The sequence below is a fragment of the Stenotrophomonas maltophilia genome (assembly GCF_003970865.1).
Lineage (GTDB): Bacteria > Pseudomonadota > Gammaproteobacteria > Xanthomonadales > Xanthomonadaceae > Stenotrophomonas > Stenotrophomonas maltophilia_AR.
Window position 1 is genome coordinate 87652 of record NZ_RXLZ01000006.1, and the last position, 22627, is coordinate 110278.

General features: G+C 67.5%; 20 protein-coding genes. 12 read left to right on the forward strand and 8 right to left on the reverse strand.

Annotated features, from left to right (window positions below; translation table 11 throughout):
• Positions 1–6 precede the first annotated feature (6 nt).
• The 9 genes from EKL94_RS03450 to EKL94_RS03490 all read left to right on the forward strand — a co-directional run bounded on the left by EKL94_RS03450 (position 7) and on the right by EKL94_RS03490 (position 10232).
• Entirely contained in the window at positions 7–1365 is a 1359-nt protein-coding gene (locus EKL94_RS03450) for a type II and III secretion system protein family protein (protein ID WP_126927988.1), read from the forward strand.
• Positions 1366–1392: 27 nt separating this feature from the next.
• Positions 1393–2649: a CpaE/TadZ family protein gene (locus EKL94_RS03455; RefSeq protein WP_010485134.1), complete on the forward strand. Its 1257-nt coding sequence runs from the start codon at positions 1393–1395 to the stop codon at positions 2647–2649.
• On the forward strand, positions 2634–3983 hold the full coding sequence (locus EKL94_RS03460) for a TadA family conjugal transfer-associated ATPase (protein WP_126927989.1): 1350 nt from the start codon (positions 2634–2636) through the stop codon (positions 3981–3983). Before EKL94_RS03455 ends, EKL94_RS03460 begins: the two co-directional genes overlap by 16 nt.
• A 2-nt stretch (positions 3984–3985) precedes the next feature.
• Positions 3986–4942 carry a type II secretion system F family protein gene (locus EKL94_RS03465; protein ID WP_126927990.1) on the forward strand — a complete coding sequence of 319 codons (957 nt, stop codon included), beginning with the start codon at positions 3986–3988 and terminating at the stop codon, positions 4940–4942.
• Positions 4943–4970: 28 nt separating this feature from the next.
• On the forward strand, positions 4971–5906 hold the full coding sequence (locus EKL94_RS03470; RefSeq protein ID WP_126927991.1) for a type II secretion system F family protein: 936 nt from the start codon (positions 4971–4973) through the stop codon (positions 5904–5906).
• Entirely contained in the window at positions 5906–6790 is an 885-nt protein-coding gene (locus EKL94_RS03475; RefSeq protein WP_126927992.1) for a tetratricopeptide repeat protein, read from the forward strand. The genes EKL94_RS03470 and EKL94_RS03475 overlap by 1 nt, the downstream gene beginning before the upstream one ends.
• Positions 6787–7245: a DUF3613 domain-containing protein gene (locus EKL94_RS03480; RefSeq protein ID WP_126927993.1), complete on the forward strand. Its 459-nt coding sequence runs from the start codon at positions 6787–6789 to the stop codon at positions 7243–7245. The genes EKL94_RS03475 and EKL94_RS03480 overlap by 4 nt, the downstream gene beginning before the upstream one ends.
• A gap of 8 nt (positions 7246–7253) precedes the next feature.
• Entirely contained in the window at positions 7254–9419 is a 2166-nt protein-coding gene (locus EKL94_RS03485) for a TadG family pilus assembly protein (RefSeq protein WP_126927994.1), read from the forward strand.
• A gap of 99 nt (positions 9420–9518) precedes the next feature.
• Complete coding sequence (locus EKL94_RS03490) at positions 9519–10232, forward strand: DUF2968 domain-containing protein (protein WP_043402505.1); 714 nt, start codon at positions 9519–9521, stop codon at positions 10230–10232.
• 69 nt (positions 10233–10301) lie between these two features.
• Here EKL94_RS03490 and EKL94_RS03495 read toward each other — a convergent pair whose 3' ends face one another.
• Positions 10302–10688 carry a DUF4124 domain-containing protein gene (locus tag EKL94_RS03495; RefSeq protein WP_126927995.1) on the reverse strand — a complete coding sequence of 129 codons (387 nt, stop codon included), beginning with the start codon at positions 10686–10688 and terminating at the stop codon, positions 10302–10304.
• Between the two features lie 186 nt (positions 10689–10874).
• Here EKL94_RS03495 and EKL94_RS03500 point away from each other — a divergent pair, with 186 nt between their 5' ends.
• Complete coding sequence (locus EKL94_RS03500) at positions 10875–11699, forward strand: alpha/beta fold hydrolase (RefSeq protein WP_126927996.1); 825 nt, start codon at positions 10875–10877, stop codon at positions 11697–11699.
• A 123-nt stretch (positions 11700–11822) separates the two neighbouring features.
• On the opposite strand, the gene EKL94_RS03505 is transcribed toward EKL94_RS03500, so the two are convergent.
• The 7 genes from EKL94_RS03505 to EKL94_RS03535 all read right to left on the reverse strand — a co-directional run bounded on the left by EKL94_RS03505 (position 11823) and on the right by EKL94_RS03535 (position 18602).
• Positions 11823–13472: an MFS transporter gene (locus EKL94_RS03505; protein WP_126927997.1), complete on the reverse strand. Its 1650-nt coding sequence runs from the start codon at positions 13470–13472 to the stop codon at positions 11823–11825.
• Positions 13466–14749 (reverse strand): alginate export family protein, encoded by a 1284-nt coding sequence (locus tag EKL94_RS03510; protein ID WP_126927998.1) that lies wholly within the window; start codon positions 14747–14749, stop codon positions 13466–13468. The genes EKL94_RS03505 and EKL94_RS03510 overlap by 7 nt, the downstream gene beginning before the upstream one ends.
• Complete coding sequence (locus tag EKL94_RS03515; protein WP_185829983.1) at positions 14728–16575, reverse strand: amidohydrolase; 1848 nt, start codon at positions 16573–16575, stop codon at positions 14728–14730. Before EKL94_RS03515 ends, EKL94_RS03510 begins: the two co-directional genes overlap by 22 nt.
• 119 nt (positions 16576–16694) lie before the next feature.
• On the reverse strand, positions 16695–17120 hold the full coding sequence (locus EKL94_RS03520) for a DoxX family protein (protein WP_126928000.1): 426 nt from the start codon (positions 17118–17120) through the stop codon (positions 16695–16697).
• A 2-nt stretch (positions 17121–17122) separates the two neighbouring features.
• A complete protein-coding gene (locus EKL94_RS03525) occupies positions 17123–17779 on the reverse strand; it encodes a hydrolase (protein WP_024956239.1) in 657 nt (218 codons plus the stop codon).
• Positions 17776–18219, reverse strand: a complete 444-nt coding sequence (locus EKL94_RS03530) for a helix-turn-helix transcriptional regulator (RefSeq protein WP_126928001.1) — start codon at positions 18217–18219, stop codon at positions 17776–17778. Before EKL94_RS03530 ends, EKL94_RS03525 begins: the two co-directional genes overlap by 4 nt.
• A 50-nt stretch (positions 18220–18269) precedes the next feature.
• Positions 18270–18602 carry a hypothetical protein gene (locus EKL94_RS03535; RefSeq protein ID WP_126928002.1) on the reverse strand — a complete coding sequence of 111 codons (333 nt, stop codon included), beginning with the start codon at positions 18600–18602 and terminating at the stop codon, positions 18270–18272.
• A 96-nt stretch (positions 18603–18698) separates the two neighbouring features.
• Here EKL94_RS03535 and EKL94_RS03540 point away from each other — a divergent pair, with 96 nt between their 5' ends.
• Together EKL94_RS03540 and EKL94_RS03545 are read left to right on the forward strand one after the other, a co-directional pair.
• A complete protein-coding gene (locus EKL94_RS03540) occupies positions 18699–21728 on the forward strand; it encodes a sensor histidine kinase (protein ID WP_126928003.1) in 3030 nt (1009 codons plus the stop codon).
• On the forward strand, positions 21721–22374 hold the full coding sequence (locus EKL94_RS03545; protein WP_126928004.1) for a response regulator: 654 nt from the start codon (positions 21721–21723) through the stop codon (positions 22372–22374). Before EKL94_RS03540 ends, EKL94_RS03545 begins: the two co-directional genes overlap by 8 nt.
• Positions 22375–22627 lie beyond the last annotated feature (253 nt).

A 22627-nucleotide genomic window follows, 5' to 3' on the forward strand; every position in this document is an offset into this window, starting at 1 on the left:
GCATCCATGACCGAACGTCGCCGCAGTCCACGCCCTTCCCCCCGCCAGCGCTGGCTGGCCCTGCTGCTGGTGCTGCTGGCACCGGCGACGAGCGTGGCCGCCGACGACCTGGTGCTGCAGGCGCGTGAGCAACGCCCCTGGACTCTGCCGGGCGATCTGGAGCGGGTCGCCATTGCCGATCCGGGCGTGGCCGATATCGTGATGCTGCGCGGCCAGCGCCAGGCATTGCTGGTCGGCAAGGCGCCGGGCACCACCACGCTGCTGCTCTGGCACCGCAAGCAGGCCGAGCCACAGCGCCTGCAGGTACGGGTACAAAGCGCGGTGCAGGGTGCGGCCGATACCGGTACGAACGGGCTGGTATTCACCCAGCAGGACAATCAGGGCCTGCTGCAGGGAAGCACCGACAGTGTGCTGTCGCACATGCAGGAGCAGAAGACTGCCGCCATGGCCCTGGGCAAGGATGGCCTGCTTGCCGACGCATCCACGGTGAGCAGCGGCGGCGTGGTCCAGGTCGAGGTCAAGGTGGTCGAATTCAACAAGACCGCACTGAAGCAGATCGGCATCAGCTTCCAGAACCGCAATGGCAACTTCGCCTACGGCTTCGCCCGCCCGGGTGGCCAGCTGCCGGGCAACACCGGCATCCTGCCTGGCATGAAGGAAGGCAACTCCGGCAACGAAGCCGAATCGCCCATATCTTCGGCCTTCCGCCTGGTATTCGGCTCGACCAAGGGCCTGTGGAATGCCGACGTCGACCTGCTGCAGAGCAATGGCATGGCGCGTGTGCTGGCCGAGCCGACACTGGTTGCGCTGTCCGGGCAGAGCGCCAGTTTCCTGGCCGGCGGCGAGCTGCCGATCCTGGAACCGCAGGGGCTGGGCACCACTACGATCACCTACAAGCCCTTCGGCATCGGCCTGACGGTGACACCGACGGTACTGGCGCCGAACCGCATTGCCCTGAAAGTCGCGCCGGAAGCCAGCGACCTGGACTACAGCAACGCCATCGCGCTCAACGGCGTGCAGATTCCCTCGATCACCACCCGCCGCGCCGACACCACGGTCGAGCTGGGCGATGGCGAGAGCTTCGTGATCGGCGGCCTGGTCAGTTCCAACGTGGTTTCCAGCGTCGGCAAGATTCCGCTGCTGGGTGACCTGCCGATCATCGGCTCGTTCTTCCGCAACTTCGACTACAAGCGCCAGGACAAGGAACTGGTGATCATCGTCACACCACGCCTGGTGAAGCCGCTGGCACGCAACACCGAGCTGCCCCTGCCCGGCGACCGCGAAGCCAAGCCGCACATGCCCGAATGGGGCGCCTGGCTGCTGGGTCCGATCAGCCAGGACCCGGTGCCCGGCTTCTCACGCTGATTCCATGATGCCTGCGATACCACGCCCATGCCCTACGCCACTGCCCAGCCGCTGCATCCGCAAGGACCGCCGATGAACCTGGTCCTGTACGGAATGGATCGCGAACTGCTGCCGCGGCTGGCGGCCAAACTGCCGCCGACCACCACCCTGCACTGGCAGGACAGCAGTACGCCGACCTCCGCCCAGGACCTGCAACGCGGGCCGCAGAGCCTTGTGCTGCTCGATTTCCGCCCCGAACATGCTGCCGCCTCCAGCGTGCTGGCGCAGCAACTGCAACAGACAGAGCCGGATCTGGCATTGGTTGCCGTCGGTGCCACCAGTGCCGGCCAGGTGGAAGGTGTCGTCATCGCATTGCGGGCGGGCCTGCGTGATGTGCTGGACCTGGACAGCGACAACGTCGGCATCGAGGCCGCGCTGCGTCGCGCCCTGTCGCCACGACCGGCCGCCGCCGCGCAACACGCACACAAGGCGCGCCTGATCGTGCTGCTGGGCGTGCGCGCCGGGGTCGGCACCAGTACGCTGGCCGCACATCTTTCGGTGCTGGCTCAGCAGACCCGTGCGCTGGCACAGGGCGAGGCACTGCTGCAGGACGGCCTGCTGATGGAGCTGGCCCAGCCTTCGGGTGACCTTGCGCTGTACCTCAACCTGGACAGCCGCTTCCATTACGAAGACGCGCTGCGCAACGCCAGCCGCATCGACGCCACGCTCGCCCGCACGGCCATGGCCCGTCACGATTCCGGGCTGGTGCTGCTGGACCGCGCCAGCGGCAGCGATGCGGTGCCGCCGTCCGATCCGGGTGCCCTGCTGCAGCGCCTGCGCACTGTGTTCGCCAGCGTGCTGTGTGATGCCGGTGGCTGCCCGCTGCGTCAGCTGCCACCGCTGCTGCTGGACCAGGCCGACGAGATCTGGCTGGTCACCGATGCCTCCATCGCCACGCTGGTGTCGCTCGACCAGGCACTGAAGCACCTTGCCGGGCAGCGCGAACGCGAGAAGCGCCTGCAGCTGGTGATCAACCGCCACGATGACAGCAGCGGCATGAGCCCGGAGCAGATCGCGCGCCGCTTCGAGGTGCCCCTGCTGGCCACGCTTCCCGAGCGACCGCGCGTGCGCCTGGCTGCCAGCCAGGGCCACCTGCTGCTGCAGGATGCGCCGCGCGACCCCTACCTGCGTGCCCTCGCCCCGCTGGTTTCGCGCCTGGACCCGGCTGCCTGCCCGGTCCAGGCGCAGGGCCTGCGGGAAAGACTCTCCCTTGCCCTGGGTGGATCGCAATGGAAGACAAGGTAACCCCGTTCCCGCATGCCGTTGCCCGGCCGGTGCTGCCCGAAAGCGCGCCGGGCCACCAGCCGTTCGCGCAGACCGAGCAGTACCAGAAGGTGCTGTCGGCCGCACATGAGCATCTGCTCAACAGCATCGAGGACGAGCGGATCGACATCGATTCCTGGGCCCCCGACACCATCGCCCGCTGGGTGCAGGTGCAGACGGTGGGCTTCATCCAGGAGTGGCGCATCCCGATCAACGAAGAGGAAATGCAGGTGGTCGCCGAGGGCCTGGTCAAGGAGCTGACCGGCTTCGGCCCGCTGGACGACCTGCTGCACGACCCGTCCATCGAAGACATCCTGATCAACGGTTTCAAGGATGTGCACGTGTCCCAGGGCGGCCAGCTCAAGCGGGCCACCCAGCGCTTCACCGACGATACGCATCTGCTGCGCATCCTGCGCCGCATCCTCGCCCCGCTTGGGCGCCGGCTGGATGATTCCAATCCGATGGTCGATGCGCGCCTGCCCAACGGCGGCCGCCTCAACGCGATCATCTCGCCACTGGCGGTGGACGGACCGATGGTGTCCATCCGCAAGTTCCGCAAGGATCCGTTCACGCCCGATGAACTGCTGGCCAAGGGCACCTTCGATGCGCCGATGCAGGCCTTGCTGAAGGCGATGGTGCTGGGCCGCTGCAACATCCTGGTGTCCGGCGGCACCAGCTCGGGCAAGACCTCGCTGCTGAACGCCCTGGCCAGCTACGTTCCCGCGAACGAGCGCGTGATCACTGTCGAGGACACCGCCGAACTCTCGCTCAACCACCCGCATGTGGTTCGTCTGGAAAGCCGTATCGGTGGCGCCGAAGGCCACGGTGCGGTCAGCATCCGCGATCTGGTCCGCAACAGCCTGCGCATGCGCCCCGACCGCATCGTGGTCGGCGAGGTGCGCGGCGCCGAGGTGCTGGAAATGCTGCAGGCGATGAACACCGGCCACGACGGCTCGATGGCGACCATCCATGCCAACTCACCGCGCGACTGCCTGTACCGGATCGAGATGCTGGCCGGCTTTGCCGGCTTCCAGGGCAGCGAGGACAGCCTGCGCCGGCAGATCGCCAGTGCCATCGACTTCATCGTGCAGATCTCGCGCCTGGGCAGCGGCCGCCGCGTGCTGGTCTCGATCACCGAGATCACCGGTGTCAGCGACAACCTGATCACCACCCAGGAAATGTTCCGCCACGAACTGCAGATCGACGGCAACGGCAAGGAAACCGACCGCTGGATCGGGCTGGGCTTCCACCCGCACTCGCACAAGCTGGAGCCGTTCCGCCAGCAGCTGCGTGAATCGCTCTACGGAGACTTCTGAGCATGGGCACCGGCGCGCTGCTGGGCGTGTTGAGCATCATCGCGGTGCTGCTGGCGCTGGCGGCGTGGCTGTGGGGCACCGCCAGCAGCCGTGAACAACGACAGGTTTCATTGCGCCACGCCGAGCAGCAGCTTTCGCGTGGAAGCGCCACGGGCGGAGCACCCGCCGGGCCGTCCGTCACCGCTGCCAACGATCCGGCGCGGCCTGCCGGCGGCGGGCGCCGCGTGCTGCCGCTGGATGGCCTGCTGCAGCGCGCCGGCCTGCAGACCGGCTGGAAAATTCCAATCATGCTGCTGGTGCCGGGGCTGGTACTGTCGGTGGTCGCGATGCTGCGGCTGGGCACCGCGTGGATGTTTCCGCTGACCCTGCTGCTGTACCTGCTTGGCTGCTGGCTGTGGGTGATGCGGCGGACCACGAAGCTGCGTGCGCAACTGCTGCATCAGCTGCCGGACTTCCTCGACAACCTGGTGCGGCTGACTGCACTGGGCAACAGCCTGCAGGCCGCGTTCCAGGTTGCATCGATGCAGACCAGCGCGCCGTTGCGCGGGCTGCTGGACACCACGGTGCGCTTTGCGCGCAGCGGCATGGAGCTGGACCGTGCACTCGCACAGGCCTCGCATCCCTATCGCATGGATGTACTGAAGGTACTGTCGGTGGTGATCGGTGTCAGCGTGCGCATCGGCGGCCGCTCCGACCAGATCCTGCAGCGCATGGGCGATTTCATGCGCGATCTGGAACAGGCCCAGCAGGAGCTTGCAGCGACGACCTCGGAGACGCGGATGTCAGCGTGGGTGCTGGGCCTGTTGCCACCGGCCTGCGCGGTATTGATGGCGATCACCAGCCCGGACTTCTTCCAGCCGGTGCTGCACGACCCGCTTGGCCACAAGATCCTGCTGCTTGCACTGGGCATGGAGCTTGTCGGTGGCTTCCTGCTGTATCGCCTGGCCAAGTCGCTATGAATCACCCTCGCCCCACCGGAGACAACCGATGAGCGCCAGCGCCTGGTTCGCCCTCTCCCTGCTCGTGCTGGCTGCCGGTATCGCCCTGCTCGGTATCGGCGGCTGGGTACGCAGCCATCGTGAGCAGCGTACAACGGCCACCTTGAAGACCGCCCTGCAGCCGCGCGAGGAGTCCCGTGACACCGAACCTGCACGGCACGATTCACTGGGCTGGCTCGAACGCTTCGGCCGTGCCCTCAGCGGCGGTCGCCTGGAAACGGCATTGCTGGCCAATGAAGACCGTCTGCTGTTGGATCTGGCCGGGTGGAACACCCGCCGTGGTACGGCCATCTACCTCGGCCTGCGCCTGCTGCTGGCCGTGCTGGTACTGGCACTGGTGCTGACATTCAGCAGCGTCACGGGGCTGGCCAGGATCATGGTGATCATCGGCGCCCTGGCCGCTGGCCTGCTGCTGCCCAAGTTCATTCTCTCGTCCTGGGTGAAGCGGCGCCGGCGCGCGGTCGACAACGAGCTGCCGCTGCTGATCGACCTGCTGCGCCTGCTGCAGGGCGTGGGCTTCAGCATGGACCAGAGCCTGCAGACACTCGGCGACAAGCTGCGCGATGCATTGCCGGTCCTCGGCGGCGAGCTGCAGGAGGCCAACGTCGCCTATACCCATGGCCGCACGCGCGCGCAGTCGCTGCGCCGGCTGAGCGAGGTCTATGCCGACGATGACCTGACCAGCCTGATGCAGCTGATCCTGCAGGTGCACGCCCATGGCGGCGCGGTACAGGAGCCGCTGCGGCAGTTCAGCATCCGCCTGCGCGAACAGCGTCGCAACACGCTGAAGGAAAAGGTCGGCAAGCTCTCGGTGAAGATGACCGTGGTGATGATGCTGACCCTGCTGCCAGCGCTGATGCTGGTCCTTGCCGGCCCGGCGCTGGTCGCGCTGGCCACCACCATGTCCAAGATGGGGTCCCCCTGATGCCTGCCCTGCGCACTTCCTGCCTGATTGTTGCCCTGGCCGCCGTTGCCGGCGCCAGCGGCTGTGCATCGACCACGCCGAAGTACCTGCGCGCGCCCAGCCTGGCCGCGCCCGAACCGGCGCCGCAGGACAGCCGCAATGCCTACCTGGAACTGATCGAGCGCATGCAGCAGCAAGGCGCATGGTATGCCTCGCTCGCCCACGTCGACGCCTTCCGCCAGCGCTACGGTGATCCGCCGGCATTGCGCCTGCTGCAGGCCGACGCGCTGCGCGAGACCGGCCAGGCCGATGCGGCGATCACCCTGTACCGCGATCTTTCCAGTGGCCCCCAGGCCGCCGCGGCCGCCCATGGCCTGGGCCTGATTGCCGCGCGCCGCGACGACGACGCCGGCAGTGAGCAGGCCCTGGCGCGGGCGACCGAACTGCAGCCCTTGAATACAAGCTATCTCGGCGACCTCGGCTATGCGCGGCTGCGCGCCGGACAGTTCGAGCGCGCACGCGAACCCTTGGCCAAGGCGCTGGAGCTGTCGCCGGGCAATGCCAAGGCCACCGCCAACCTCGCCCTGTGGGCGGTGCTGCGTGGCGACACCGCCACCGCCGAACGCCTCGCCCAGCAGGCCAACCTCAACGAGGACACCCGGCTCAGCATCCAGCAGCAGGCGGCACAGATCCGTGCCCGCCTGCAGCAGCGCCAGGCCGCAGCGGCAGCTGCCGCAGTCGTGCCGGCCCCTGCACGTGCTCCCGCCAGTAACCCTCCCGGCGCCACGCGACTGGCGGCGGAACCACGCCGCGACAGCCGCGATGAGCGCGATCCGCAGCGCCTGCCGCCCTCGATGCTGGAACGCTTCAGCGCCTCCGACCACCCGAACGGGAACACACCATGACCGCGACGCCCCTGACCCGACGCCTGCTGCCCGTTCTGATCTGCCTGTTACCGGCCGCCGCCGCGCAGGCGCAGCAACAGCCGCTGACCGGGCAGATGCTTGGCGGCAGCACGCCGGCTGCGCCGGCTTCGCAACCGCTGCAGTCCGAATCACTGGCCACCGTGGACCTGGCGACCCCGCCGGCACCGGTGCCGCAGGCCGCGCCTGCGGCGGTGGCCATCACCGAGGGCAGTGCTGCAGCCGCGCGACCCAGCCGCAGCCAGATCGGCGATACCACGCGCAACCTGTTCCGCCTGCAGGCATCGGGACAACAGGCCGGGCAGCACCTGCCGATCCTTGGCGACCAGGCGACGCTGAGCTACACCCGCTACATGAAGAGCTTCGAACACGAGATCCCGGACTTCTTTGAAACCGATGTCGCCAAGTCCAAGGGATCATCCTCATCCGGACGCTGAGGTAGGCCATGAAACGCCCACGCCAGTTCAGTTTCAGCCGCCCGCGGGGCGGCATGTCGATCACCATGATGCTGGTCATGCTGGCGTTGCTGGCAATGCTGGGCCTGATCGAGATCGGTTACCTGTTCTGGGCCAAGCGCGATGCGCAGAAAGTCGCTGATCTGGCCGCACTGGCTGGAGCGCAACGGCTGGAGCTGTGCACCTCGGACAACAGCGACAACAGTGCTGCGCGGCAGAGCGCACTCACCCAGAACAAGTTCGCAGGAAGCCTGGAAATCCGTTGCGGAAACTGGAACGTGACCCGGGCCACCGAGGGGCACTTCAGTCCGGTCGTCGATGCAGCGAATCAACGCAACGCCGTCCGTGTCATCACCCGCCGCGCGGTGCTTCCCTTCTTCGGGCAGAACAGCAGCCTGCCGACCGTGACCGCGCAGGCCGTGGCGCGCCGTGCAGAGCCTACGGCGGTTTTCAGTGTCGGCTCGCAACTGCTGCGCATCAACGGCAACACGCCACTGGGAAATGTCCTGAAACTGGTGGGTGCCGACCTCGACAAGACCACCCTGCTCGGCTACGACGGCCTTGCACAGGCGCATATCACCCCGAATGGACTGCTGCAGGCACTGGGCATTCCGATCGACGTCAACATGGGCGTGGCGGAGTTCAACAATCTGCTGGCCGGCCGCACGGTCAAGCTGGGCAAGATCCTTCAGGCGACCGTTGACCTGCTGAGCCAGCAGGGCGTTGCCCACGTGGACCTGAGTGCACTGGAGAATGCCCTGGTCGTGAAGGGCATCGACCTCAAGCAGCTGGAGGTGAAACTCGGCTCCGATGACAGCGGCGGCGGCTTGTTCGCACGCGTGGTCGCGCCGGATGGAACGATTTCCAGCGCGCTGCAGGCCGATGTCAATGTGCTGGACCTGATCGGCACCAGCATCAGCATCGCCAATGGCGGCCGTGCGGTCTCGGTCAATGAACTCAACCTGCTGGGCCTGGTCAATGCGAAAGCCGCCGTGGTGGAACCGCCATCGATCGCCATCGGTGGCATTGGCTCGCGCGCCTACAACGCGCAGATCCGCGTCTTTCTCGACATCGACACCAACAACATTCCCGTTGCAGGCGGCGTGCTTTCACTGCTGGGCATCCGCCTGAAGCTGCCGGTCCATGCAGACGTGACCAATGCAATGGCGACCCTGACCAGCCTGCAATGTGGCAGCACGCCTCCCACGGCAACGATCAAGGTCGAGTCCTCCGTGCTTCGCGCCTGCGTCGGCAAGGTGGCCGACAGCGAGCGGTTCTCCAAGCAGAATGTCTGTGGCGACACCCTGCAGAAGGAACAGATGCTGACACTGCTCGGTGCTCCGTTGATCAATGACAGCATCAAGGTCAATACGCTTACCGACACTCAAAGCCTCACCCTCCCTGCCGGCGCGACCGGTTCAACCCAGGTCAACTCCCTGGAGGTGGGCACCGCCGTGTCCGAACTGGTCAGCGAGCTGCTGCGCGTACTCTCCGGCGTGCTCGATCCGCGCGACGATGGCATGAGCCAGGGCTCGACCGCAGCGCAGTTGGCCGATCGCTACCTGAAAGCAGCCAACGTTGGTCGCAATCGCTACGACGTCGATGCATCCATCAAGCTGCTCGAACTTGGCGACCAGACGCGGGGGTTGAAGCCTTTGGGCACGTGGGATGTACCCAAGGGTGTTCCAAAACCCTGCCTGGTGGGCCTGCTCACATGCTGGGAGGATGGCTCGGTCTGGAAAGGCTATCGCACAGCTGTGACTGGCGAAGGGCTGGGCGTGCTGCCGGCACTGCTGGGTAGCCTGCTCGGCGGACTGACCGTCAACCGGTGTGCAAGCCTGCTGATTTCCTTGAGCGACCAGGCCTACAACAACTGCATGACGCAGAACCTCGCGTCTTACCTGCAGACCGCCCACGACGGCTTTCTGGACCAGTTCGCCGGCGACGGCGTCACCGCCCCCGGCAATGGCCCGGTCAGTTGTTCGGGTCTGCTGTGCTTCCTGCTGAAGCCCGCCCTGGACGTCCTGAAGCCGCTGCTCAACAGCGTCGGCTCCCTGCTGCGCTCGCTGCTGGCGCAGGTGCTGGGCCTGGAACTGGGCCGTACGGATGTGCATGTCCAGTCCATCCAGTGCACGCCCGCACAGCTGGTCTACTGACCCGTGACGGGCGCCCTTGGCGGCGCCCGCGCACATGCTAGACTCCCGGCGGGGAACCACCTTCATCTCAACCCACACTCATCCGTGGATGGTCTAGACATGCGAGAAACTTCAGGGGGCGCGGTCTTCGCCCGGCACGCGCGCGGCGCGGCACTGCTGGCCGTGGCCATGATGCTGGTGGCACCGGCGGCGATGGCTGCCCGTGGCGACCGCGAAGCAGCCGCAGAGCCGGCCGCACGTACCGCACCGGTGGTGCGCAACACCGTTGACGAGCTCAAGCAGCTGATGGATGCCCGCCAGCTGACCGAGCTGCGCACCACCTACAACGGCAACTACGGCGCCAGCCTGCTGTTCAATGCCAACACCCTGACCTACTACGTGGCCCTGTTCCAGGAGAAGAACTTCTGGCGGGTGATCAAGACCGATGCCGTCGACAACGCCGAGCGTGTCTACCGCACCTTCGCGCAGCAGTCAGAGCAGCTGGCCCAGGTCTACATCGACACCACCCGCCTGGAAGCCGGCAAGCGCTATACCGAGCGCCTGGTGGCCTACAACGAGGAACGCCTGCGCACACTGCAGCAGGAAATGGAACAGCAGCAGGCACAGTCGGCCCAGGTCAGCGCTGCCCTGCAGCAGGCCCAGCAGCAGGCGGTCAGCCTGAGCAGCGACGTGCAGAGCACCAACAGCCAGCTGGATTCCCTGCAACGCCGCATCCAGATACTGCAGGCCGAACAGGGCAACCCGGAACTGAGCCTGCCAAAGCCGGACAGCGTGCCCTCGCCGGCACCGGCGGCGGCCAGCGACGGTCGCTGAGGTCCAGCACCTTGCATCCTGTCCAACGGCGCCCACGGGCGCCGTTGTCGTTTCCGGCACCATTCCGTTTCAACGGCACGCCTCGTGCACGGCATCGTCCAGTTGCCGGCGCTGCACGAAGTCCATGTGCTTGCCATTGGCCAGCACCTTCCCGCGTTGCTGCCGCGCACGCTCACAGGCGGCGGGATCCGCGCTGATCGGTATCAATGCAGCCCGCGCACGCCCCTGCTGCACCACACGCGGACGACTTGAGGCCGGGCTCGCTGCCTTGGCCGCGGTCGCACCTGTTGAGGGCGGCTCCGCTGGCACCTCCCAGCGCCATTCGGCACGCCCCTGGCACGGCGTCTGCTGGTAGACCGGATGCGCCCCGTCCACGCATTTGTAGACGTTGGTCTGAGCGTTGGCCCCCGTGGCCAGCAGCAGGCACAACAACACGCTCCAATACGCATTCGGCATTGCAGGCTCCTCGGCAGGGCTGCCGCCATCCTCAATGCCGGAATGGCTTCGTGCCAGAGCGATACGCGTCACATCCGGCGTAATCCAGCACAGCCGTGCAAGTCGCCGGTCTGGCGCTGCGCTGTACTGCCGGCGACACCGGCATCCACGCCGGTGCCTTCCCTCCCTTCCGCCAAGGAAACCGCAATGAGCAACTTCGTCACCGTCGCCGACGGCGCCCGCATCTTCTACAAGGATTGGGGTACCGGCCAGCCGATCGTGTTCGCCCACGGCTGGCCGCTGTCGTCCGACGCCTGGGACCCGCAGATGCTGTTCATGGGCCAGAACGGCTTCCGCGTGATCGCTCACGACCGTCGCAGCCACGGCCGTTCGAGCCAGACCTGGGATGGCAACAACATGGACACCTACGCCGATGACCTGGCCGCAGTAATCGAGGCGCTGGACCTGAAGGACGCGATCCTGGTCGGCCATTCCACCGGCGGCGGCGAAGTGGCCCACTACATCGGCCGCCACGGCAGCGAGCGCGTGTCCAAGGTGGTGCTGGTCGGCGCCGTGCCGCCGCTGATGCTGAAGACCGATGCCAACCCGGCGGGGACCCCGCTGGAGGTCTTCGATGGCATCCGCAAGGGCACCGGCGGCGACCGCTCGCAGTTCTTCAAGGACCTGACCACACCGTTCTTCGGTGCGAACCGCAACGGCAACACCGTTACCCAGGGCATGCGTGATGCGTTCTGGCTGCAGGGCATGCTCGGTGGTGTCAAGGGCCAGTACGACTGCGTGCACGAGTTCTCGGAAGTGGACTACACCGAGGACCTGAAGAAGATCGACGTCCCGGCGCTGGTGGTGCACGGTGATGACGACCAGATCGTGCCGTTCGATGCCTCAGCCAGGCTGTCCTCGCAGATCATCAAGGACGCCGAGTTGAAGGTGTACCCGGGTGCACCGCACGGCCTGACCGTCACCCACGCTGACCAGTTCAACGCCGACCTGCTGGCGTTCGCGCGCAAGTGATTCACCGCGGCGGCGCCGTAACGGCGCCGCCGCTCCTTCGGTAGTGCCGGCCGCTGGCCGGCAACCCGATCATCCATCGTGATCACGCGCAGCCGGCCAGCGGCCGGCTCTACCACCGGCGGGTCAGATGTCGGTGTGGTGATGCGGGACCCCGGCCTTCGGCAGCGGGTCATGCCCACCCACGAAGTGGCGCACCACAGGCGCACGCTCACCGCGATGCAGCTCCCGCAGCACTTCCTGGATCGCCTTGTCATCGGCGGTGATGCGTTCGTGTTGGCGCAGGTGCTCCAGCCATGACGGGGTCACGAAATACTCCAGGTGGATGCCTGGGCTGGCCACGTCCTCGACCACGCCCCAGACCACCGCGCCATCGCGGCGGCGGATCGTGCCCAGCGCCCGCATCTGCGCCTGGAACGCGGCACGATCAGCATCGTCGATGCGGTACTCGATGGTGATCAGCACCGGGCCGCGATCGTTCGACACCGGCACCGACAGCTCCGGCGCCGGCCAGTGCCCGGCCGGTTGCAGGTTCAGATCCTCGGTGCCAGCAATGCGAACGCGCCACACCAGCAGCCCCCCTATCACCGCGCCTGCGGCAGCCACCAGCAACGCCAGCTCCGGCGAGGTGCGCTGTGCCAGCGCGCCCCAGCTCAGGCCACCAGCCGCCATGCCGGCAGAGAACACCATGATGTAAAGCGCCAGTGCACGCGCGCGTACCCACGCTGGCACTGCAGTCTGCGCCGCAATCTGCAGCGACGACAGCACGGTGATCCAGGCAAACCCGTTGATCAGCATCACCAATGGCAGCACGTACCAGCTGCGGGTCAGCGCCAGCCCGACCAGGCTCAGAGCCAGCGACAGCGTGGCCAGCAGCACCAGCAGGTCGCGATCCAACTGCGCGCGCAGCTTCGGCAGCAGCAAGGCCCCGCCCACTGCACCGATACCGATGCAGCCCAGCAGCATGCCGTACTGCCCCGCACCACCCTGCATCTGGCCGCGTACCACCACCGGCAGCAGTGCATTCATCGCCGCAGCAAAGAAGAAGAAGCCCACCGACTTGATCAGCACGGCCTGCAGCCGCCCGGCGCGGCTCGCATAGCGCAGGCCCGCCTTCAGCCCTGCACCAAAGCCTTCCGGCGGCAGGCTGGACTGCTTCGGGTCGCGCTTCCAACCCCACACCACGAACAGCATTGCTGCGAACGTGATCGCATTGAAGCCGAACGCCCAGACCGCACCGAGCTGGGCGACGATCACGCCACCGATGGCCGGGCCGATCGAGCGCGCGATGTTGATGCCGATCGAGTTCAGCGCCACCGCCGAAGCCAGCATCGGCTGCGGCACCAGCTCGGACACGATCGCGGCCTGCGCCGGCATCGCCATCGCTGCACCGCAGCCCATGCAGAAGGTCAGCAGCACCAGCAGCTGCGGGGTCAGCAGGTCCATCGCGGTCAGCGTCGCCATCACGGCGGCGACCAGCAGCATCCAGCCCTGGGTCGCCAACAGGTACCTGCGGCGATCGACGATGTCGGCCAGCGTGCCGGCGGCCAGTGCCAGCAGCACGATCGGTACGGTGGTGGCCGATTGCACCAGCGCCACCATCAACGGTGAGCCGGTACGTTCTGCCATCACCCAGGCAGCGGCGACATCATTGACCCAGGTGCCGATGTTGCTGGCCAGGATTGCCAGCCAGATTGAACGGAACATCTGGACTTTCAGCGGGGACCAGGCACCTGCGGCCTGTGCGGGGGGTTGTGACGCGGTTGCGTTCACCATTGCCATGCTCCAACGATCGAGGCGAACAGCGTGTCCTGGCCGCCGGCCTGCTTCAGTGCAGGACCGGCATCCACCCAGGCCAGCTGCAGCTGCCATTGCCAGTGTTCGCTGGCCTGCCAGCGGCTTTCGGATTTGTACTGATTACCAATGCGGCGCGCGCCACCGGCGCTGCCCGGCAATGCCACCAGCGGTGCCGGCGTGGTGTAGACCGCATCGGCACGCCGATGCTTCCACGCCATCTGTACGCCCAGCTCCGTCGTCACCGCGTCGTGCAGGCGCAGGGTCAGGGTGGGCTGGATGTCCATCAGGTTGGCCGGGGCCAGCAGGCTGGCCTCACTGAAATAGGCCGATTTCGGGAACAGTGCATTGAAGGTTCCCAGGCGGCCGTCATGCGGATTGCCATCGCCACTGGCGATGTCCGCCTTCAGCCCCAACCGCGGTTGCAACGGCAGGTCCGTCCAGCGCCAACCCGTATCGGTGGCCAGCGTCCAGGCGCGGATATCGAGCGTGCCGACGGCCGTTCGCAGTTCACCGCCCTGCGCCACCAGCTCGCTGTTCCAGTCCAGTGCACCGGCCTGGCCGAACCAGCGCGCACCCACGGTCTGCCGCCGCTCGGTGCCGGAACCTGCCGCGAAGCGTGCGCCTTCGCGGCGGTAGTCCAGCAGATACAGATCCCACTGTCCCGCGCTCTGCCCGCGTGCCGTGGTGGCATAGGCACCCCACAGGTGGGCACCGTGTTCGCCGCGATCATCAAAGGCACCCGGCCGGTTCTCCACCGGTCGCAGTGCCATCAGATCAAGCGTGCCGAGGCGGCCCTTCCAGCCCAGGCGCGCACCGTCGAAGGCCAGGCGGATGTTCGGCCCATTGCGCACCGACAACAGCCGTGAGCTTCCGTAGCCGGCTTCCTGCCGACCGAGTTGCAGGTGGAAGCCGCTGCGCTGCCAGCGCCAGTACACCTGCTGCACATCCAACGCGCTGCGGTCGGTGCGGCCCGGGCCGCCGGCCTTGCCATTCTCGGCATGCGCGCCCAGCTGCAGCTTTGCCTGCCAGCTGTCCTCCACGTAGGTGGCCGAGGCCAACGCACGCAGCAGGCCATAGCCATCTTCACTGCCAGCAATACCGAACCGGGTCGGGTCGTAGTACAGGCCACGCAGGCGCAGCGAGGCATCCCACTGCAATTGGCCGTCACCGGCGTCAGTGCAGCGGCCACCCTCGCAGGCCAGCGCCAGCGATGGCACGGCCAGCAGCGCCAGGCTCAGAACGCGAAGCACGAGCATCCCATCGCGCCCCAGAACGCGGTCAGGTCATCGGTGGGCGCCGCATGCTGCGCGGCGTGACCGTGAGCGCCATGCGTACTGCAGGCCACACCGTGATGGTGGCGATGGGCGGCGGCCAACCCGGTGGCGGCACCGCCGACGTGGTAGCCACCGAACCGGTTGACCGGCGACCAGTCCGGCATCGCCGGCGGCAGCTGCGGCGCGAGCCCTGCATAGTCGGCATCTGCATGCACGATGCGCCCGCCGACCACGGTCAGCACGCTGGTGATGTCGGCGATCTGCGCGTCATCCACACGGAAGAAGTCGGCCGAGAGCAGGATGAAGTCGGCCAGCTGACCGGCTTTCAGCGTGCCCTTCACCGCTTCGTCGCCGGAGAACCAGGCGCTGCCCTGTGTCCACAGGCGCAGCGCCTGCTCGCGCTCGAGCAGGTTCTCATCGCCATACAGGGCCAGCCCGCCCACGGTGCGCCCGGTCACCAGCCAGGACAACGCCACCCACGGGTTGTAGCTGGCCACGCGGGTGGCATCGGTACCGGCACCCACCGGCACGCCTTCGGCCAGCATGCGCTTGACCGGAGGCGTGTGCCGCGCCGCCTGCACGCCATAGCGCTCGACGAAGGCCTCGCCCTGGTAGGCCATGCGGTGCTGCACGGCGATGCCGCCGCCCAGCGCACGGATGCGCTCGATGTTGCGTGGCGTGATGGTCTCGGCGTGGTCGATGAACCAGTGCAGGCCATCGAACGGCACCTCGCGGTTGACCTGTTCGTACACATCCAGGATGCGGGTGATGCTCTCGTCGTAGGTGGCGTGGATGCGGAACGGCCAGCGCTTCTCGACCAGCAGCTTCACCACGTCGTGCAGTTCGGGCTCAAGCTCCGGCGGCAGTTCCGGACGTGGCTCGTTGAACAGCTCGAAATCAGCCGCGGAGAACACCAGCATCTCGCCGGCACCGTTGTGGCGCAGCAGGTCATCGCCCTGGCGCGGCTGCAGGATCTCGCTCCAGCCACGGAAGTCATCCACCTCCTTGCCCTTGTTCTGGGTGAACAGGTTGTAGGCAATGCGCACTGTCAGCTGGTCATCGCGGTGCAGCTGCTCGATGACCTGGTAGTCCTCGGGATAGTTCTGGAAGCCACCGCCGGCATCGATCACCGAGGTGATGCCGAGACGGTTCAGTTCACGCATGAAGTGACGCGTCGAGTTCGCCTGGTACTCGATCGGCAGGCGCGGGCCCTTGGCCAGCGTGGCATACAGGATCAGCGCATTCGGCTTGGCCAGCAGCAGCCCGGTCGGGTTGCCCAGCGAATCGCGTACGATCTGCCCGCCCGGCGGGTCCGGCGTGTCCTTGGTGTAGCCGCAGGCGCGCAGCGCGGCACGGTTCAGCAGCGCGCGGTCGTACAGGTGCAGCAGGAACACCGGCGTATCCGGCGCGATGTCGTTGAGCTCCTGCAGCGTCGGCAGGCGCTTCTCATTGAACTGTGCGGCGGTGAAGCCACCGACCACGCGTACCCACTGCGGTGCGGGCGTGCGGTCGACCTGGGCCTTCAGCATGTCCAGCGCGTCACCCAGCGAACGCAGTCCGTCCCAGCGCAGCTCCAGGTTGTAGTTCAGGCCACCACGGATCAGGTGGGTATGGCTGTCGTTGAGGCCGGGCAGCAGGCGCCGGCCCTGGGCGTCGATCAAGGTCGCTTCATTGCCCCAGCCACGCATGATCTCCTCGTCGCTGCCGACGGCAACGATGCGTCCTTCCTGCACGGCAAGCGCCTGCGCATGCGGCTGCTGCGGGTCGAGGGTGGTGATGCGGGCGTTGCGGATGACCAGCGTGCTCATGCGACGCTCCTTGGAAGTGGAATCGAGTGCGGCAGCGGCGCGACCGGCTAGGCCGAGCGCTACGGCAGCGCCACTGGCCAGCACCACGTTGCGGCGGCCGTGATCGAGTGGATCGTGACTCATGCGAGGTCTCCCGGAAGGCGGTGGACGTCCAGTGCCCAGGTGCCGGGCCCGGCCAGCGCGATGGCCAGCAGTACCGTGGTCCACATCAACGGGTACTCACTGCCGCCGCGCATCCAGAACCAGCCCTTGGGCAGGGCCAACAGGACGGTGAAACCGATGAAGGCGGCCGCTGCAAGCGCGGCGATGCGGGTCTGCCATCCCAGCAGCACGGCCAGCCCGGACAGCACCTGCAGCAGGGCCAGCAACAGCGGCAACGGTGCCACCGCTGGCAGCCCGAAGCTGCGCAGCTCGGTAGCGAAACCAGACAGCCCCGGCCCACCGAACCAGCCGAACAGCTTGCCCAGCGCGTGCGGCAGCAGGAAGCCTCCTGCCGCCACGCGCAGCATCAGCAGGGCCAGGTCGAGGCCATGGCCAGCCAGCATGCTCAGTGCCCGCCTTCCTGCGCGCCGAACATGCTCTTGGCGTACTGGATGCCGATGCCGTAGCCGCCGGCATGGTCGCGAGCGATGCCGGTGGTCAGATCGTAGGTTTCACCGCGTGCCCAGTCGCGCTGCAGCTCAAGCAGGTACTGCACGCTGGTCATCGGCACCGCACCGGCCTGCACCATGCGGGTGATCGCACGCTCGTGCGCCTCTTCGCTGACATCGCCACAGGCATCGGTGATCACATACACCTCGAAGCCCTGCGCCAACGCCGACAGCGCCGGCCCGACGATGCAGACGCTGGTCCACAAGCCAGCAACAACCAGACGACGCTTGCCGATGCGGTTGATCTCATCGATCACCGGCTGGTCTTCCCAGGTGTTCATCGAGGTGCGGTCGAACACCGTCTGGCCCGGGAAGATCTGCGGCAGTTCGGGGAACATCGGGCCGGAGAACGACGTTTCGGCGACGGTGGTCAGCACCACCGGCACGTTGAAGCCCTTGGCGCCCTTGCTGATCAGCGACACGTTGTTGCGCAGCGCGGAGATGTCGATGGTGTGGGTGGCAAATGCCATCTGCGACTGGAAGTCGATCAGCACCAGGGCGTGGTCGGTCGGCGACAGCAGCGCCGGGGCGGGAGTAGCGGTGGCAAGGCTCATGGGTGAACTCCGTTGGAAACACGATCAAGGGGAAGCAACAGGGCGGCATCGCCGGCGACGTACTGGCCGGGGCTGCAGCCGGTCTCCGCGCGGAAGCTGCGGACGAAGTGGCTCTGGTCGAAGAAGCCCAACTGCTGGGCCAGGCAGGCCATCGGCAGCTGCGCACCCGGCAGCAACTGGCGCGCACGCTCGATGCGGCGCCGGCGCACATAGCGCAGCGGGCTGGCGCCGGTACCGGTGCGGAACAGGCGCACCAGATGGAAGCGGCTGACGCAGGCGGCTGCCGCCAGTTCGGTCACCCGCAGCGGCTGCGACAGGTGCGCATCGACATAGCGCAGGGCGCGCTGCAACGCGGCAGCCTGCTGCGGTGCCAGTGATGCGGCGGGCGGATCAGGCGGAAAGACGGTGACCATGCGGGACGCCGCGAGGGGGTGCCCCATGGTGCGGGGCACCTGCGCCATGCCCTACCCCCGTCGGTCGAGGCCAGCACCTACCCGAATGGGGGAGGCCGACGCCCGAGCAGGCGACGACCAAACAACCGCGCATCCAGTGAATAGGCGCCGGGGCCCAGCATCAACAGCGCCAATGGCTGCACCACCAGCGGCCACGGCGCCTGCTGCGCGAACATGCCCACGGCCGCCAGCAGCACTGCCAGTGGCGTCAACACGCCCAGCATGAGCATGGCCGCCGCCAGCAGGCACAGCGCCGACCACCCACCCGCATGCGTGCCGGGCGTGCACAGCGCGGCGGCCAGGCACAGCCGCAGCCACAGCAGGCCGATGCCCGGACCGCGGTCGGGGAACATCACGAACAGGCGCTGCATGGCGGGGCTCCAGGGGACATGCCGGCGTGATAGCCGAGGTCGGCGCACGCCGCCTACCCCGTTCGGGTCACCCCGGGCTGCCCCGCACCTGCCAGAATGCGCGGCATGCGTGGCCGCCCCTTCCCGTTCCTGTGTCGCTTGCCGACGCTGCTGACGTGCCTGCTGTTGTTGACCGCCCTGCCCGCCCTTGCCGTGCAGCGCCCGCCGGTGAGCGGCGGGTTGCCCGATTTCGAGCACACTGCCTGGCGGGTCGGCCAGGGCGCGCCCGGCGATATCTGGGACATTGCCCAGGACCGCGACGGCCTGTTGTGGCTGGCCACCGGCTCGGGCCTGTACCGCTTCGATGGCCGTCGTTTCGAACGGCAGGCGGCGCCCGTCGGCAGCCAGTTCCCGTCCACCAACATGGTCACGCTGGCACAGGGCCGCGATGGCGCCCTGTGGATCGGCTACTTCCAGGCCGGCATCAGCCGGTTCGCGCAGGGGCAGCTGCACAGCTATGGCCGCGAACAGGGAGTGCCGGTCGGTGTGGTCCCGCACTTCAGCCAGGATCGCGAGGGCCTGCTGTGGGCGGCGATCAATGGCGGGCTGCGCCGCTTTGACGGACAACGCTGGCAGCCACTGCCGGCCAGCGCCGGGCTGCCGGAGCGCCGAGTGCAGTGGCTGCTGCACGACAGCCGGGACACATTCTGGGTCCTGGCCGATCTGAAGGTGTGGATGCGCGCTGCCGGCCACGCAACCTTCCAGGACACCGGCATCGCCGTCTCGCAGATGGCGACGCTGGCCGAAAGCCCGCAGGGTGAAGTGTGGCTGGCCGACCGGGTGCGCGGCACCTTACCCCTGGCCAACGCGCAGGGCCCGTTGGCGGCCAGCGAACGTGAAGCGCGGCGTCTTCCGGAACTGGTTGCCGCGCGCCTGCAGTTCACTGCCGATGGCGCACTGTGGGCCACGATGAGCCCGCACGGCGGCGTCGCCCGCATCACCTTCGACGGCACCCGGGCCGTGCGCATGGAGCGCTTCGATTCGCCGCACGGACTGACCGCCACCTCGGCGGTGCCGATCATCGTCGATCGCGAAGGCAATCTCTGGGTCGGTACCAATCTCGGCCTCAACCGCTTCCGCGCGCGCAGCGTGCACACCCTGCTGGTCGGCCCGAGCGATCCCTACCGCTCGCTGGTGCGGGCCGGCGATGGCCGCGTGTATGGCTATGGCGAAGACCTCAAGCCCTACGATCTGCGGCGCACGCTGCTGGATGGCAGCGCCACGCAGTTGCAGTCCGCCGCACGCCAGGCACCCACGCCGATCTGGCAGTTCGACTGGGTCAATCTTGCGCGCACGGTCGCCGGCCACACCTCGTTGATCCCACTGCCGGCCCCGTTCACCGGGCAACCATTGCATGCGCTGTTGTTCCCTGACGACGCGCAGGCCTGGGTGTGCGCCGGCGAACGCGGGGTGCTGCACTACCAGCACGGCCAGTGGCAGCGCGAGGTCCGCCTGCCCGAACAGGCCTGCTCGTCGCTGGCGCTGGATGCCCAAGGCCAGCTGCTGCTTGGCTATGCCGACGGCCGCCTGCGCCGGATGAGTGCGAACCGCATCGAGAGCTTCGATGCCGCTCAGGGTCTGTCCGTCGGACCGGTCACGGCGATACTGCATCATCAGGACCTGTTGCTGGTTGCCGGTGAAGCCGGCCTGGCTGCGCGCGTTGGCAATGGTCGTTTCGTTCCGGTGCGTACCGACATGGCCGGCGTCCTGGAAGGCATCACCGGCATGGTCGCCGATCCGAACGGACACCTCTGGTTCAATGGCAGCCGTGGCCTGGTGCGGATGGAAAGCGGGCAGCTGCGCCGCGCTTTGCGCAGCGGACTACCGGTCACGCCACGCCTGTTCGACGCGATCGACGGCATGCCTGGCATTGCCCTGCAGAGTGGACCAATCGCAACCGCGACGCTGGCCGACGACGGCCTGCTATGGCTGGCCACCAACCAGGGCCTGGCCTGGCTGGACACCACCCGCTCCCATGTCAATTCGATGGCCCCCAGCGTGCGCATCGGCGACGTGCTGTATGGCAGCAAGCACGAGCCGCTACGCGATGGACTGCGCCTTCCCGCCGGTACCAGCCAGCTGCAGATCGACTACGTAGCGCTGTCGCTGGCACGCCCGGAGCGCAACCGCTACCGCTATCGCCTCTCCGGCGTCGACGATGGCTGGCAGGACGCAGGCAGCAGCACCCGCGCGTATTACACCAACCTGGCGCCGGGCAACTACCGGTTCGAAGTGGAAGCCGCCAACGAAGACGGTATCTGGAGCACCGCACCGGCCAGCCGCAGCTTCCGCATCGCCCCCACCTTCATGCAGACCGTGTGGTTCAAGCTGCTGTGCGCAGCCGCGATACTCGCGCTGCTGGTGCTGGCGGTGCGCATCCGCAGCGGGCAGCTGGCTGCGCTGTTCCGTGCCCGCCTGCAGGAACGCAATGGCGAACGCGAACGCATCGCACGCGACCTGCACGACACCCTGCTGCAGGGCAGCCAGGGCCTGATCCTGCGCCTGCACGCAATCAGCCAGTCACCCCAGACCCCGGAGCCCGTACGCGGCCAGCTTGAGTCAGCGATGCAATTGGCCGAGCGCAACCTGGCCGAGGGACGCGAGCGGGTCAATGCCCTGCGTGAGGGACCGTTTGCTGGCCGCGACCTCGCTTCGGCACTGGCCGATGTGCACGCCGAGTACGCGGGGCACGGCACCAATCCGCTGCGCCTGACCGTGGAAGGTGCAACGCCACCGTTGCAGGCCGACGCGGCCGAAGAGGTGTTCCTGATCGGGCGTGAGGCGATCCGCAATGCGTTGCGCCATGCCAACGCCAGCGCCATCGAAGTGGAGCTGTCGTACGGCACGCATTGCTTCCTGCTGCACGTGCGCGACGACGGCGTCGGCATCGCCGACGAGAATGCCGGCAACGGCCATTGGGGCCTGCAGGGCATGCGCGAACGCGCGCAGCGCCTCGGTGCGGAACTGCAGCTGTGGACCCGTGCCGGGCTGGGCACCGAAGTCGCGCTGGCGGTTCCCGCCCGGCGCCTGTATCACCGCCGGCCATCGCGTTGGCGCTGGCCTTGGAGTAGAACGAGCCATGACTGAATCCCCTGCCCCGATCGGCGTACTGGTGGTCGATGATCACCCGCTGCTGCGTGACGGCCTGGCGGCGCTGCTGGGTGCCCATTCCGACCTGCGCCTGCTCGGCGAGGCCGCCGATGGCGAGGAAGCCATCACGCGCTATCAGCAGCTGCAACCTGACGTGGTGCTGATGGACCTGCAGATGCCACGCCTGGATGGTGTGGAAGCCATCGTGCGGATCCGCGCGATGGATCCGCGCGCGCGCATCATCGTGCTGACCACCTACCGCGGTGACGTACGTGCGGTGAGGGCGCTGCAGGCCGGCGCCAGTGCGTACCTGTTGAAGGACATGCTGCGCCATGAGCTGGTCGATACGATCCGCATGGTCGCCGGCGGCCGGCGCGCACCGATCCCCCCGGCGGTGGCGGCGAGCATTGCCGCACATGTGGTGGAAGACCGCTTGTCGCCGCGCGAGACCGAAGTGCTGCGGCACGTGGCCGGTGGCCTGTCGAACAAGCGCATCGGCGAGCGCATGCAGATTTCCGAGCAGACGGTGAAGGCGCACATGAAAAGCCTGATGGACAAGCTGGGCGTGGGTGATCGCACGCATGCGGTGACCCAGGCGCTGCGGCGCGGCATCATCAGCCTGGACGACAGCGGTCACGATTAAGGGGTTGTTCGGCAGGGCTTGCAGCCCTGCACCGGCGGTAGTGCCGGCCGCTGGCCGGCAACCTCAACAGCAAAAGCAATAGCAAAGGCGTGGATTCCGTGGGATGGCGGGGTGGGTCCGGTTGCGGGGGACGCTGCAAGTACGTCCCTGTAAGCTTGGCAGCCGCATCCATGCGGCTGACACCCCGCACTCCGACACCGCCCCACCTTCGACAGATTCCGGCGGCTGTTGGTAGGTGTCGACCTTGGTCGAC